We start from the raw sequence: 14,691 nt of genomic DNA on the forward strand, positions 1-14,691 counted from the left end.
CGGAACTTTCGAGTACTACAATGAGAAAGCAATAAACAAAGACGGTAGCTTAAATGAAGATTTAGCTGTAAAGTTTGATGCCAATACTTTAAGCATTGTAGAAGTATTAGCTGAGGACGAGAGTGGTACTGGAGTATTTAACTTCTATGACAAATCTCAGAAAGAGCCTATAGCTACTATCAATGTACCAGAGAGTGTAATTAACAATATCGTAGAGATCTTAAATGATGAAATAGTTCAAAATAGTATCTATACAACAGTAGCTAATAAGGGGAAAAAGGTAACAGGAGATGAAGCTATTGCAGTAACAGGTGGAGATAAAGCTGCTTTACAGGCGATGACTATCTCGCTAAAAGACGGAGGAGTTACGCCAAAGAAAATTCAAGCAGGAGGTAAAAAACAAATCTTGATTACCAATGAAAAAGGAGAAGTAGTATGGGGAGATGCAACTGATGAAGTGATTATAGATGCTGTTCAAAAGAATGAACGTATTACGCTTTTAGAAGTTCAGGATAATGGAACCTTTGTTTACTATAACGAATTGGCAGTTAATTCAAAAGGAGAAATTATAGGAGAGGGTGTTGAGTTTGATGCTAATACTTTATCTATTGAAGAAAACACACCTGGTATTTTTACTTTCTCAGACAAGAAAGGCTTTATTAAAGATATAGATATTCGTGCAAGTAATATCATTATTGATGATACTACTATTAATTCAGGAAATGACAATGTACAAGATGTTATAGAGACAATATTTGAGATTATCAAAAATATTGATAGTCAGAAAAGAGATTTGAAAGGAAACGGTATTTTAGTTAATAATGGGGAAGTAGTTGCAAATGCTCTTTTAGAAGAAGTAGAATTGTCTATAGCAGATAATGCAATTACAACAGCTAAACTGGATACCAATGCGGTAATAAATACCAAAGTTGCTAATCATGCCATTACAGAAGACAAACTGTGGGCAGGTCAAGGTAGAGAAAATCAAGTAGCTGTAGTACAAGCTGATGGTTCTGTTAAGTTTCAAGAGGTTAATGCTATTGTAGATGGTAAAGCACTTACAGTAGATAATTCATTAGATATTGAAGGTGATGCTTCTAAAGCACTTCTTTCTCCATTAGCAATAAAAGTAAATGACTTAGGGATTGTAACAAAGCATATTGATCACAATGCAGTAACTGCTGATAAAATAGGTTCAGAAGAGGCAAGTAAAGGATCAGTACTTATGGCTCAAGGAAATGGGAATAGCTCTTTTGTTACAGCTGATTCTATTATTGAAGGGATAATGCAGGCTGACTTGAAAGGTGATGAGGAGACCATTCACGTTAAAGATGGAGAGAATGTTCTTTTCGGAAATAAAGATAAAGAAGTTAAGATTAGCATTATAAAAAGAGGAGTTAAAGGCAGTCATATTGCAACAAATACAATTGTTGATGAAAATATTGCTGATACAACAATTACTGCAGCTAAATTAAACGGAGGAGAGAATAATGTCAATGCAGTTGCCACAGTTATTGATGCGAAAGGAACAGTAGCTTATCAATCTCTAAAAGGGGATGCTATTTCGGATAAAGCAGCTCTGAAAACGGATGGTATTATTACAATAGGAGGTTCAAATGAGCAAGCAGGTACCTTACTTAAAGAAGCGACATTAAGTATTGCTCCAAAAGGGATTAATACTACTCAAATTGCTGATAATGCAGTAAATAATTTGCAAATAGCTGATTTGGCTGTTTCATCTGATAAAATTACTTCAGGTACTGTTGGTACAGGAAGAGTATTGTTAAGCGATGTAGATGGAAAAACGAAGTGGGGAGAATTAGATGATATAACAACTCAACTAGCTGGGGACTTAACTACTGATGACATTATTCAATTGACTTCTCAAGACGGAGAAGGAAAAAAGGCATTATTAAAAGATGTAAAGTTAAGTATAAAGGATAATAGCATTACGAAAGATAAGTTAAGTTCTAAAGAAAACGATGTTCCAGTAGGTAAAGATAAAATATTAGTTACCAATGATAAAGGAGGATTTGATTATGTGTCTAAAGGAGCTTTTGAATCTGGTGGTGAGGATTTGTATGTAGGTGATGCATTAGAATTTACTGTAGGTGACGGATTGAATACAGTATTAGTTGAAACAAAGATTGATGTAAAAGAGGGCGGTATTCACACCGGAAAGTTAGCAGAAGGAGCTGTTACGGTAACGAAAATATCTTCTAAGGGAGCTGATAACAATACAGTTTTAACCGCTGATGGAGAAGGGAATGTAGCGTATAAAAAACTTACAGATAGTGCCTTTGAAGGAAAAGGAAAAGACTTGAAAGGAGATAATTCAATTACTGTTACTGCAAATAATAAAGCCCTTTTGAACGATGCTACAATTAGTATTGCAGAGTCTGGAGTACAGAATGAACATATTGCAGGAAGAGCAGTTACAGCAGATAAGATAGGTGCAGAAGGGACAAGTAATGGTTTGGTATTGGTAACTAAAGATGGAGGAGCGGAATTTTCTCCTATATCGGATGCAATTGTTGAAGCTGGAAAAGAAATTAAAGGAGGCAGTGCTATTGAGGTAACAAAAGGAAATAAAGCTGCATTGCAAGATGTAAGTATTGATGTTGCTAATCTTGGGATTACGAATGCAAAAATAGCAGAGCGAACAATTGAAGCCTCTAAATTTAATGCAACAGGTTTTGATAAAGGAACAGTATTGACTTCTTTAGGAGATGGAGAGGCCAAATATGTACCAATGAATAAATATGGTAAAGAATTAAAAAGTGATTCTTCTATTGAAGTATCTTCTAATAAAGCGTTACTTGAAGGGGTAACTATTAAAGTAAAGAATCTGGGGATAGTTACAGATCACCTAGGACCTAAAGTCGTAACAGCAAATAAGATAGGAGCTGATAAAGATAAAGCAGGATATGTATTAACTGCAAATAGTGATGGAGGTGCTACTTGGGAGGCAGTATCTGGAGGTAGTGAAGTAAATAAGGCTAATATTAACGAAAGTAGTACAATTACCGCAACTAAAGGTAGTATAGGATCAGTTTTACAAGATGTTGCATTGGAAGTGAAGGGGTTATCTATAGAAGGTCAGCACATTAAAGATAACGCTATTTCTCCGGCTAAGATTAATGCAAAGGCTGTAACAACAGAGAAGATAGATGTAAATGCTGTAACAACAGAGAAGATAGCTAATAAGTCAGTAACAATCGCAAAGATTGATTCAGAATCAGCGAATAAAGGACAAGTGCTTACTGCCCAGGGAGATGGTACTGTTAAGTATACTAAAATGTCTGATAATGGTAGTTACTTAAAAACAGACCAGGATGGGCCGATATCAATTAAGGCACCAGATCATGGACGCATACTTTTAGCTGAAGCAACAATTAATATTAAAGAAAAATCTATCGATACTAAATATATAGCGAATACTGCTGTTGGTTATGACCAATTACAAACAGATGCTGTTTATGGATCTATTATTAAAGAAAAAGCAATAACACAAGATAAAATAGCAAAAGATGCTGTTGGTCAGGACCAATTACAAATAGATGCTGTTTACGGCTCTATTATTAAAGATAAAGGAGTAACAGAAAAGAAGATTAGTTCTCACGGAGCTAACCAATACAAAGTTTTAACGTCTGATGGAAAAGGAGGAGCAAGTTGGGAATATGTGTCTGTAGATAGTGGTTCTGGAGATTTAGAAAATAGTAAAACAATAGAAGTAGCAGAGGGTAAAGGTAAAGGAGCGTTGTTTAATGATTTAAAACTTGAAGTAATTGGCGGATCTATTGATACGAAGCATATTGCAGATAAAGCAGTTGGTACAGCTGAATTACAAGATGAATCGGTAACAAAAGAGAAGATAGCAGATAATGCTGTTGGTTATGACCAATTACAAATAGATGCTGTTCACAGCTCTGTTATTAAAGATAAAGCAATAACAGAAGAGAAGATAGCAGATAAAGCAGTAACAGAAGATAAGATTAGTTCTCACGGAGCTAATAAATACAAAGTTTTAATGTCTGATGGAGCAGGGGGAGCAAGCTGGGAATATGTGTCTGAAGATAGTGGTTCTGGAGATTTTGAAGAAAGTGAGACAATAAAAGTAGCAGAAGGTGAAGGTAGAGGAGCGTTATTTAATGATATCAAACTTGAAGTAAAAAATGCTTCTATTGAAAACAAACATATTGTAAATGAGTCAATCAGAGTAGAGAAAATAAGTTCTCATGGAGCAAATGAATTCGAAGTTTTAATGTCTGATGGTGATGGAGGAGCTCGTTGGGAGAAAGTATCTGGAGGTGGAAGTAATATCGCATCACCGAAGTTCTTTTACTTACCAGCTATTTATGTTGAAATGGTGTCTGGACAAAGTACTTCTATAGAGCTGTACAATGAGTATAAAACACAGTTTGGTTCACCAATGTTATCAAGCAATGGGAATTCTACTTTACCAGTATACGATCAGGATGAGTTAAACTACTATGTAACCTACTATGACAAAAATGTATTTGAAGATGTAAAATTAGATAGTGATGGGGAATTACATTATAAAGTAAAACAAGGAGCTAAGCCAACAGGTAGAACATTCTTCAATATCGTGTTAGAAGTGAAATAATAATTAATATCCCAAAGAAGATTATATCTTCTTTGGGGTTTAAAAAATGACGTATGAAAAAGTATTATTATTTATTGATAGCGTTTTTAACTCTGCTGACTGTAAAGGCTCAGACTACACATGAGTATCCTTTAACTGATCTTGACTATAATAATTTACCTTCTTGGATAACAAATGATTTTGGGAAAGGAAGTTTGTCAGGACCTACTGGGCAGTCAAGATATACTTCTGAAGGAATTGTATTAACTATAAAAAGAGCTACAACAAGTGCTTTTGCTATTAAAGATTTAAATCTTGATTTGCGCAAAGGAGCAAAGTTTGAGTTTGAATATGCAATGGCTTCTGTAAACTGGAATGATGCACAAGGAGCCCAATATGGAGGAGGAGGAATGACCTTTTTTATTTATGAGGCAGGTCAATCACTTAGTATGGGATATCTTGGAAGTGCCTTAGGATATTCTTTTAATGGATCAACAGCAAATGGGTCAACAGCAATCAAAACAGGACTTAATGGTGCTTATTTAGGTATAGGTTTTGATTTAGATGGGAACAACAAAGAGAGAAGAGGTTTCGAAATGGGAAGTTACGAAACCCGTGAAGGACTTACTGCTCAACGATATGTAGATGCAGGGTTTGATATTAATGATGTAAAGTATGACTATGGCCGTAATGTTTTTGGAAGCTATTACAAAAATCACATTACATTAAGAGGAGCGGGACAAGGTAACAGTTATAAAGGAAATCCTTTGTTGTTGACCAAATATTTTGGAGGTCAAAATGCAGCAAATGAAGTTGCGATGGCAACTCTGGATTACAATACTGGTGATTATAATTTTAGTGGAAGTTATGAAGGAGATGACTTTAATATAGCTGATGGAGGATTCGATTATAGCCCTAAATTTCAAAAGATTGAAGTGGAAGTAAGACCAGATGGAGAAGACGGAGTATATGTGACAATAAAAGGTAATGGCAATGTGTTAATCGATAATTTTTACTACAAACATTCGTTTAAAACCTATGGAGATGGTAAAGTAGTAAACAATGAATATGAAGATTATCAATACAATTATAATTCAAGTATTCCAGATAGAGTTAATATTGGTTTTGCTGCTACTACAATGAATAATCATACTCAAAAAACCATTATTAGAAATGTCAAAGTATCACCAATTGACGAAGGAGAAGACGAAGGTATAGAGTTAGAAGATGAGTATGAAGAAATTTGTATTAGTGAAAATATAGACAGCACAGGAGCTGTTGCTTTTATTGATATACTAAAGGATACAGATTATAATGTAGATTGGAATAGTTTTAAGTTTGTAGATAAAGATGGAAATAAGAAGGGAAATACTGATGACTACTTTAAGGACTACTATGCTGAATGGGAGTATGATAGGTCTAATCGACAAGTTAAAATGACTGTTCAGTTTGATTATTATAAGCCACAAGAAAATTTAGATATTTTTTATACAGTAAAAATAGATGGTGTAGAATCTAAGCCAGCAAATATTTTAGTTAAAAGTATTGAGTGTGGAGCAATAGCTAATCCGCATATTAGAGCGAAGAATGAAAATGAAGAGTATTTGCCTTAAATGACAATGGAGTAAGATAGAAAGGAAGCTTTTAAGCTTCCTTTTTTTTGTCTTATAGAGAGTCTGTTTATGAATCTGGAGCACTAATAGACGGAGTTTTGATGACTTTTTGTAAGTGTGTAGTGAATGTGTAGGTGCTAAAGTATAAAATAGGAATAACCACCTAGTAATAAGGATAGTTTTTTTGGTGAAAATATTGCAGAATATGCTAGAAAAAAGGAAAAAATATTCTGTAGAAAAGCTTTTTTATTTGTCTGCTTTATCAAATCTGTAAAAATGTGTTTAGTATGTATAAATAGGTAAAAAAGCATGTGTTTGTGTATTGATTTTTTTGTCTTGTAATTTATATTTGTATACTTTTTATTTGTTAATGTATGGGTGATTTTGAGATAAATCCATTTTATGAGTTAATAATAGACGATTTAGTTAATCGTAAATACTCAGTGGTTGACTGTTTTTTTTCGGAGGAAGAGGTTAACTTATTAAGAGCAAATTTGCTTTTAAAACAAGATCTGCACAGCTTTAAAAAAGCAGCGATAGGACAGGCTAACGGTGAACAAATAGTAGAAGAAATACGTGGGGATTCTATCTTGTGGCTAGACGAGAAACAGCCCGATGAGGTAGAGCAAATGTACTTCAATAAAGTGAATTACTTTTTAGAATATGTGAATAGAACTTGCTATTTAGGTATTCAAGAAGGGGAGTTTCACTATGCGTGTTATCCTCCAGGTACATGTTATAAAAGACATTTAGATGTTTTTCAGACGGATAGTCGTAGAACTTTATCAGTAGTGCTATATCTAAATGATCAAGATTGGACACCAGCCTATGGTGGACAATTAGCTTTGTATTTAAAACAAGAAGACGGTACAGAGATAGAAGAGATTGTACATGCGTTACCAGGGCGTTTAGTAGTATTTGATAGCAAAAGTATTGAACACGAAGTAAAGATGGTTCACCAAACGCGTTATAGTATCACAGGATGGTTAAAGACTAGATAATAAAAAAAGCCTTTATGTACTACATAAAGGCTTTTTTATAGATTATAATTGTTCTATTCTGTGATGGCTATTTCTTCTTGAGATTTTTTTTCATGTTTATTACGAATTAGTTTCCAAGAGTATAAGGTGATAATAGGAACAATAATCCAGAATAAGTCAATTAGCAAGATATCATGATATCCCTTAGACCAACTTACCCATATCCAATTCCCCGTCATAATACCATTTGCAATAGGAATAAATAACCCAATGATACTACCGATTAATAGACAGTCTCTATTGGTTTTATATATACTTTTACGAATACACAACAAGATAGTGATAGCTAGCCAAGTCCAGAAGTAGAATGAATACACAAAGCTCTGTCCACCAGTAGGGTTAATTTTAACAGCGATAAAGGCTAAAGCCGTTACAGGATACATAGATAGACAGATAGCCATATAAATGTTTGCTAACCAGAAGTTAAACTTGCGTTTGTGCTCTGGTACATTCTTTTTATCTCTTGCTACTAGCCAAATCAAAACACCTGATATAATTACGATACATCCAGCTATTCCAACTAAGAAATAAACAATTCGCGTAGCATACCCTCCAAATGACCCAAAGTGTAATAGATATACCAGATTAGAAAATACATACGTGTAACCGGGATTCACATTTGGATTACTAATTTCTTCCACTTCTCCTGAAAAGACGTGATACTTTATCTCTCCACGACTGTTTAACTGTTTTTCATTATGAGCTCTTCCTAAGAATTCTACAGTCATACTCTCGTCTCCATAATTTTTAATAGAGATATTAGAGATATAAGGATCGTCCCATCTCTTTACAGTTTCTTCTATATAATAATTAAGGTTCAAGTCATGTTCTATAGGCTTGTTTTGATAAACAATTTCTTGAGCTCCTCTATTCTCATAAGCGTCTTTATTAAATTTATCAGCATCACCACCATAACCTAAGGCGATAATAGTAGCTGCTACTATACGGTAGTTTAATAAGAAATAAGCTCCAGTAATGGCAAATATTAATTGAAAAGGAAATGTGATAACTCCTAATGCCGTATGCAGATCAGTCCAAACAGTCTTTAATTTTTCCCATGGTCTAAAGACATAGAAGTTGGAAACTATCTTTTGCCAATGGACTAATAATCCTGTGATTAGGGCAAAAAGATAGATAAAAGATACTAGCCCTGCTACGAAATAACCAAACGGTGAAATATGAATATTCACTAATCCATTTAACTGAGCTAAGAAGTGTAGTCTATATAAGAACTCACCTAGAGAATAAGCATCTTCATAGCTATTTTTCTCTTTTGTTATCGGATCGTATAGTCCGAAGCTGCGCTCTTTGGCTTTCGGAACTAAAGTATCTTGGGCAGAAGAAATATTGTAACCAAAAACTCTACTTCTATCATTCATACGGAATGATATATTTCTGCTCTGTAACCCAAACTGAGTATCTAGAGAATCTAGTAATACATTATAGTTTATTGATGCTATATCAACTTTTTGTTGAGGTTGGTTACTCTGCCAATTGCCAATCTCATTTCTAAAGAATGCAAAAGAACCTGCAAAAAAGATGATGTAAAGTAGTACAGTAATGATAATTCCACTTATCGTGTGTAAGTGAAAGTATTTATTGTAGTTTCTAATATTCATAATGGCTGTGTTGACTTGTTTTTAAGTATGAATAGGGGAGATTAAGTAAGGTGAATAAAATAAAATAGATAAGCAGATATACAAAAGCCATATTTTATAACCATTACCTAGAACGAAGGCTACTATGAATAAAATAGCCCAAAGGGTATATCCTGTAACAAACATCGTTGTGAAAATAGGAGCAGCAGGAAAGAAATACATTAAGAACATATGAAATGTTATACTCACTATAAATCCACCAAATAAACCTGCTGTGATCTTTAAGAAGCGTTGCCAAACGGACGTTTCTAAGTGTTTTTTGTTTGCTGGCATGATTTAAAACATTACAATTTCAATAAATAATCCTAATCCTATTAAACTGATGATGTGCTTTGCCTTAAAAGAAAGCATAGGATACAACGTCAGAATACTAGATCCAATAAACATTAAAAAGATGAAGAAGGTCAAACTACCTACCCCAATACCTTGATAAATAGACTCAATAATTAAGGTCATGGCTAGTAAGGCATAAGCCATTATTTTTGCTGTCTTAGTATTCGTTCTAATCCAAGTAGTTAATGAACATTTCTTCTCATATTTTACTTTTTGAGAAGTATTATAGAGCATAAAGAATGCAAATGCTGTAATTGAAAATAATATAGTATGCATTTTATTTAGATTGAGTAAAAACAAAGGTATAACATATTTTATTGTTTTCAATAACAAAATTTTAAACTTTTTAAGGATAAGAATTATTGTATTTATCTATTGAATTATAGGTATTTATGATTGTTTTTTATAGTGTGATAAGAATTTAAAAGGCTAACTGTATTTACAATTAGCCTTTAAATATTAGGTAATTAATGCTTATTAAATGGTATGAGTCTAAACTATTTTGTCTTAATTAACCCATTTCTATATATGTCTAAAGTTTGTTTTAGAATTTCCAAGATAGTGTCTATAGGCAAATCTTTAGTAGCATTTAGCGATAAGGTTTTCATGCGTTTACGACTACCTATTTCCAGTAGAGGATGGTCAACTAATAGACCTTCCACTATTAATAAATAAGGAGATTTAGGAACTTTAGTTACTGCCAGCAAACAGAACATTCGATTCTTATAACTAAAACAAGGTGTTCCCCATTTAATAGACTCTGTGATATGATCATCTAACTGTAGAATAATACTTCTTAGAGCCTGTAAACAACTTCTATTTGGTTCGTTTTGTCGTAAATAGTATTGCTCCGTTTCTTTCATCTTATTCTCGTATAGCTACATAAATGCTTACTTCAGCATACTGTGGATTCATAGCTTTCTCGTTGTATATTTCGAAATCAGCTGTATATCTTCTATCCCATTGTTGTTCCCATATTTTAAGCCACTCGTTAATTACTAGTCCTTTTGTTAAATCTCCAGTAACAGTTATTTTGTTATAAGTACTCGCCTCTATAGTATGTCCTATCATGCCTTCAGGGATATCAGATAGATTAGATACTTCACAGCCGATAATCGTGGTATACGGCATCGTATGATCGCCTTCATAATTCGTGTACATAGAGTAGACAGCATTACATACTTTATTAGGTATGCGATCTAGCACATTTTCTTTCCAAAAGCGTTCCCATAGTAAAGGAATATCTTGAGCTGATTGGTTTTGTTCATTTGTAGTGCGTACTTCTATTCCGATGATGTGAAATTTCTTTAGAGTTACTTGATTCATATCGATGTTTATTAATTTTGTATAGCAAAAGTAGGTGCTTACTATGACATAGGTATGTCAGGGGTATTCTCATTCGGATAATATTTTTCTCTACATGCTTTTAAATATTGTTCCATCGTGATTTGATGAGGTTCGAATGTCTGTAAGGTATCTTTTAAATGTTGAATACAGTCTAATCTAAACGCTCTAAAGTCTTGTCTTAATCTACAGTAAGCTATTAATATCCAATTGTCCTGTGTAGTATAGATGGCGAAGGGTTCTATGTCTCGTTGACTCCTTTGATTCTCCAATGATAGATAGTCGATAGCAAGCACCTGATGATTTACGATAGCAGATTGTATCTGTATCAAGTAATCACTTGTCTGTGCCTTATCAGGATTGTCTCTTACAATGATGCGTTGAGAGAGTAGATCAGCTTTGTCTTTTTGTGTATAGCGAAGCACAGCTTTTAGTTTGAGTATAGCATTTTGATATTGCTTGATGAGGGAGGCATCTTTGTTCTTTAAGATCAGTTGCTCAGCAGTGATAAGTGCATTTGCCTCTTCTTGTGTAAACATCACAGGAGGTAACGCATACCCATCTACTAGAGAATATCCCTTGCCTTCTTCTGTAAAAATAGGAATACCAGATTGTTCTAGTGTTCTTATATCTCTATACACCGTACGTATACTTACATTGTGTTTTTCGGCTATCTCAGTAGCGGTTACGATACGCTTAGATTGTAACTGAGTGACTATAGCAGTTAATCTATTTAGACGTGGCTTACTTTCAGACATATAGAGATTAAAGAGAATTATTTGACAAAGATACATTCTTGTCACTTGCTTTGCGTTAATAGAGATAAGTATATTTACAACTTCTAAATATTCGCACTATGGCTCAACCAGTAGGACTTCTATCTAAAATAAAAATAACAGATACTAATTATAAAGCATTCTTTAAAACTAAAGCTGTCACAGTGATTAGTGAAGAAATGTATGACTGCGTTCATTATAGATATAAAGACCAATATTTTTATCAATACAACAAAAAGAAAGAAGAATTACTGTGTTTAGTATTCTATAACCACGGCAATAGAGAAACGCTAATAGGTAACTTTTATCAAAGTATAAAAGAGGTAGTCTTATTGGCTTTAGATCACAGTTTTATTGCTTTGACCTTAGATGCGTTTAATTGGACTGAGGTAGATACTTATGAAGTTTTAGAAGAAGATGTTTGGAATATTAAGCAAATAACGAAAGAAGAATTAGCTATAGTACAGTCTATTGCACTGACTTGTTCAGAGCAGTTCGACCAACCTTTTGTAGAGAAATTATTCAACTCTAAAATAGTGGATAGCAATGTAGTGAAGAAAGTTAGCGCGCTACAAGAGAAACACAGACTAGCCAACCTAACTACTTTTGCTAAAGAGGCTACCCCTCTGCGACCTATTCATCTTTTCGGCAATTATTATTATAATGGCAAGGTGGTGTTTAGTTGTAAGTCAGGAGGGCATATATACACAGATATAGACTTAGCCACTTTTAAGCCTACAGTATATGGAGCAGCAGATGCAGAGCATGTATTGTTTCTCGATAAGTGTATCAAGACCAATCCTAAGAAGTTTAAAAGAGTAGCGAAGTATGAGACGGTCTATTATTTATCTGAAGAAGGCGTATTAGATGAGAAAGGCGTATGGATAGAGGGCAGTGATGCAACTACTTTTAAGTTAAAAGAAGACTACCTAGCAGAAGATAGTATTAATCTGTATTATTGGGGCAATGTAGTTTCTAAATCTTCTTTTTCGACTTACAGAGTGGAGAGTTATCCCTATCAGACTGACTTTTTGATCACAGATACAGCAGTGTATTATACTCAATATAAGCTAGAGGTAGATGCTCAGAGTTTTCGTTTTTTAAAGCGGTTAGAAGGTTTGGCTTATTCTTATACTGGTTTTGTAGGAGAGGATAAGGAAGGGCTGTTTGTGTATTTGATAGAAGAGAATAAAGGTCAAGTTATTCGTTCAACAGGATTGTCTATTGATCAGTTGTTACAACTATTTCAAGATAAGTATGGCAATAAATACTGGCGAATGGAAGAAGATGAACGCATCTGCCTAGAGAAACCAAGTGCTACATATTATAAGGAGTTTGCTAAAAAGTGTAAGACTCCATGGGTATTTTATCAAATAAAGGAATTGCGTGATTATGCTAAATTGATTGTTCAGAAATATGAGGATAAGAAGGACGAGGAAGAATTAATTCCGTTTTGGAAGATCTACAGTCTAGTAGAACCTTATTTATGGATAGAAGCAGATAGTTATAAATATGTGACCCTGATGTATTGTATAGAAGGAAAACAAGAACATGCATTAGATACTCTGAGAAAAGCCATTATGTATGGGGCATTTGATGTGATGGAGTTCTTTGACCATCCTTTATTAAGCACTATCCAAGAGCATGAGTACTTTTTAGAATTAAAGGAATATGCTACACAGAATAAGCCGATAGGTTATAAAATCCCAATGCAATTAGAGATTCTAGAGAAGCTCTTAGCACTTCCTCAGTCGATGTATACAGATGGGACGATACTGTGGAAGTATCACTTATACGATAATGTCGATATAGAAGAAGCTATGCGTGAGCATCCACAGTTGACAGATTATTATACGCGTTATATCACTTTAAATACAGAAATGTTTAATCGATTCTTTAAGCGTCATAATCTGATAGATATGGATTATACTCCTTATGAAGAATATCACTGTATGCCGATAGAAGCTTCTATCATTATGCTTAAGTATTATATGCGTATGGCTGATATACCATCGGGCAGTGTAGCTTATATTATCCCACAATTAATACAACGCATGGATAAGATAAAAGAGAGAATTAATCGATTAGAAGGAGAAGAGTATACTCACTACCAAATAGTATATAATAATAATGAAGTTGTTCAAATATTAGAGCAGTATTTCTAAAAGTAAACAAATATTATATTGCTTATTTTTATTGTTAATAAATATATTAGATGAAAAAATATAAAAAATGAAGAAACTAATTGTTTTGTTAATGTTATTGCTGCCATTGCTGATGACTGCACAGAAAGAAAATGAGTATAAGAGTTGATTCTATATACAGACTAACTTTTTAGGAGTAGATGCAGGAAGAGATTTTTTGATAGGTGAGAATATATTCGTTCAGACGGGTGTGGGAATAGGCGCAGGTTATGATGTATGGAATAATAGTATGTCAGTTTCATTTACTTTTAAGAAGCCAATTCCTTATCTGAGAGGGGGACTAGATTGGTATTATAATAAGAATAAGAGAATAGAGAAGAACCGTACTTTAGACAATAATTCAGGTAATTATGTAGGGTTTCAAGCTAAGTATAGTTTTGGAACAGATAGTGAAGAATATATGAATTCCTTAAATAGTGTTCTAGTAAGTGAAGTACATTGGGGAATAAAACGCAAGTTAGTAGGACCAATGTATTACAAAGTACAGTTAGGCGTGGGACATTTTAATGATTACGATTCTAAATACTCAGAAGTATATCCTGTAGTAGGTGTGTTTTTAGGTGCTACGTTCTAAGAAATAATATAACGATACTTTAATAAAAATAAGGCTGTTCAAAAGGACAGCCTTATTTTTATTAAAGTATTTCATACTTTCCGGCAGAAGTTAATATCTTTTGTACTTCTTCTTTCGTCACTTCAGGAGTTCTAACCTCTATACTATGTGTATCTAGAGTGACTGTAGCTTCTATATTAGGATGCTTTTTTAGTTCTTCTTGAATCTTTCCGACACAACTACTGCATCCCATCCCTTTAATTTGATATACTGTTGCCATTTCTTTTTTGTTTAATAATTTATATTACAAATGTAGGATAGTGGGGCATTATCGCTGTTATACGATTTGAAGTAGTTGTTATATAATTTTTTGAAGAGTTTGAAGAAGTTTTTTTTATCACCTTGATGATTCGTATTCTTTGTTTCCTAAGAAATAAAGAATCTTTTTTTTTGTTTTCAAGTCTTTATTTCGTCTTTAAAGCAAATAAAATGAGTTTTTAAAACCTATTTTTAAAAAAAATAATAGGTTATAAGCCTATTTAGGTGATTATCTAAAAAAACAGC

12 protein-coding genes are annotated in these 14,691 nt (G+C 33.5%); 5 read left to right on the plus strand and 7 right to left on the minus strand.

Going from position 1 to position 14,691, the window contains the following annotated elements; genetic code table 11:
• From AABL85_RS08455 to AABL85_RS08465, 3 genes are all read left to right on the plus strand, one after another.
• Positions 1-4,627, plus strand: a 4,627-nt coding sequence (locus AABL85_RS08455; RefSeq protein WP_341309791.1) for a hypothetical protein, incomplete at its 5' end; no start/stop codon positions are given.
• A gap of 53 nt (positions 4,628-4,680) precedes the next feature.
• On the plus strand, positions 4,681-6,219 hold the full coding sequence (locus tag AABL85_RS08460) for a hypothetical protein (RefSeq protein WP_341309792.1): 1,539 nt from the start codon (positions 4,681-4,683) through the stop codon (positions 6,217-6,219).
• Positions 6,220-6,593: 374 nt separating this feature from the next.
• Positions 6,594-7,220: a 2OG-Fe(II) oxygenase gene (locus AABL85_RS08465; protein WP_341309793.1), complete on the plus strand. Its 627-nt coding sequence runs from the start codon at positions 6,594-6,596 to the stop codon at positions 7,218-7,220.
• Between the two features lie 53 nt (positions 7,221-7,273).
• Here the strand turns inward: AABL85_RS08465 and AABL85_RS08470 are convergent, their stop codons facing one another.
• The 6 genes from AABL85_RS08470 to AABL85_RS08495 form a co-directional block, all read right to left on the minus strand.
• Entirely contained in the window at positions 7,274-8,878 is a 1,605-nt protein-coding gene (locus AABL85_RS08470; RefSeq protein WP_341309794.1) for a PepSY-associated TM helix domain-containing protein, read from the minus strand.
• Positions 8,879-8,899: 21 nt separating this feature from the next.
• A complete protein-coding gene (locus AABL85_RS08475; protein WP_286414932.1) occupies positions 8,900-9,190 on the minus strand; it encodes a hypothetical protein in 291 nt (96 codons plus the stop codon).
• Between the two features lie 3 nt (positions 9,191-9,193).
• Positions 9,194-9,526 (minus strand): hypothetical protein, encoded by a 333-nt coding sequence (locus tag AABL85_RS08480; protein WP_286414934.1) that lies wholly within the window; start codon positions 9,524-9,526, stop codon positions 9,194-9,196.
• Positions 9,527-9,747: 221 nt separating this feature from the next.
• On the minus strand, positions 9,748-10,113 hold the full coding sequence (locus AABL85_RS08485; protein ID WP_341309795.1) for a DUF1801 domain-containing protein: 366 nt from the start codon (positions 10,111-10,113) through the stop codon (positions 9,748-9,750).
• Between the two features lies 1 nt (position 10,114).
• Entirely contained in the window at positions 10,115-10,576 is a 462-nt protein-coding gene (locus AABL85_RS08490) for a GyrI-like domain-containing protein (RefSeq protein ID WP_341309796.1), read from the minus strand.
• Between the two features lie 41 nt (positions 10,577-10,617).
• A complete protein-coding gene (locus AABL85_RS08495) occupies positions 10,618-11,352 on the minus strand; it encodes a helix-turn-helix transcriptional regulator (RefSeq protein ID WP_286419528.1) in 735 nt (244 codons plus the stop codon).
• 98 nt (positions 11,353-11,450) lie between these two features.
• On the opposite strand from AABL85_RS08495, the gene AABL85_RS08500 reads away from it, so the two are divergent.
• Entirely contained in the window at positions 11,451-13,535 is a 2,085-nt protein-coding gene (locus tag AABL85_RS08500) for a hypothetical protein (protein ID WP_341309797.1), read from the plus strand.
• Between the two features lie 196 nt (positions 13,536-13,731).
• Complete coding sequence (locus AABL85_RS08505) at positions 13,732-14,148, plus strand: hypothetical protein (RefSeq protein WP_341309798.1); 417 nt, start codon at positions 13,732-13,734, stop codon at positions 14,146-14,148.
• Between the two features lie 61 nt (positions 14,149-14,209).
• Here the strand turns inward: AABL85_RS08505 and AABL85_RS08510 are convergent, their stop codons facing one another.
• On the minus strand, positions 14,210-14,407 hold the full coding sequence (locus tag AABL85_RS08510) for a heavy metal-associated domain-containing protein (protein WP_341309799.1): 198 nt from the start codon (positions 14,405-14,407) through the stop codon (positions 14,210-14,212).
• Positions 14,408-14,691: the final 284 nt, after the last annotated feature.

The sequence above is a fragment of the Myroides odoratimimus genome, from assembly GCF_038039805.1.
GTDB classification, from domain to species: domain Bacteria; phylum Bacteroidota; class Bacteroidia; order Flavobacteriales; family Flavobacteriaceae; genus Flavobacterium; species Flavobacterium odoratimimum_B.

Bases quoted from the DNA above. Each gene is read 5' to 3' on its own strand.
- AABL85_RS08495 (WP_286419528.1), bottom strand. From the start codon at position 11,352: ATGTCTGAAAGTAAGCCACGTCTAAATAGATTAACTGCTATAGTCACT.
- AABL85_RS08500 (WP_341309797.1), top strand. From the start codon at position 11,451: ATGGCTCAACCAGTAGGACTTCTATCTAAAATAAAAATAACAGATACT.
- AABL85_RS08465 (WP_341309793.1), top strand. From the start codon at position 6,594: ATGGGTGATTTTGAGATAAATCCATTTTATGAGTTAATAATAGACGAT.
- AABL85_RS08490 (WP_341309796.1), bottom strand. From the start codon at position 10,576: ATGAATCAAGTAACTCTAAAGAAATTTCACATCATCGGAATAGAAGTA.
- AABL85_RS08485 (WP_341309795.1), bottom strand. From the start codon at position 10,113: ATGAAAGAAACGGAGCAATACTATTTACGACAAAACGAACCAAATAGA.
- AABL85_RS08510 (WP_341309799.1), bottom strand. From the start codon at position 14,407: ATGGCAACAGTATATCAAATTAAAGGGATGGGATGCAGTAGTTGTGTC.
- AABL85_RS08480 (WP_286414934.1), bottom strand. From the start codon at position 9,526: ATGCATACTATATTATTTTCAATTACAGCATTTGCATTCTTTATGCTC.
- AABL85_RS08460 (WP_341309792.1), top strand. From the start codon at position 4,681: ATGAAAAAGTATTATTATTTATTGATAGCGTTTTTAACTCTGCTGACT.
- AABL85_RS08470 (WP_341309794.1), bottom strand. From the start codon at position 8,878: ATGAATATTAGAAACTACAATAAATACTTTCACTTACACACGATAAGT.
- AABL85_RS08475 (WP_286414932.1), bottom strand. From the start codon at position 9,190: ATGCCAGCAAACAAAAAACACTTAGAAACGTCCGTTTGGCAACGCTTC.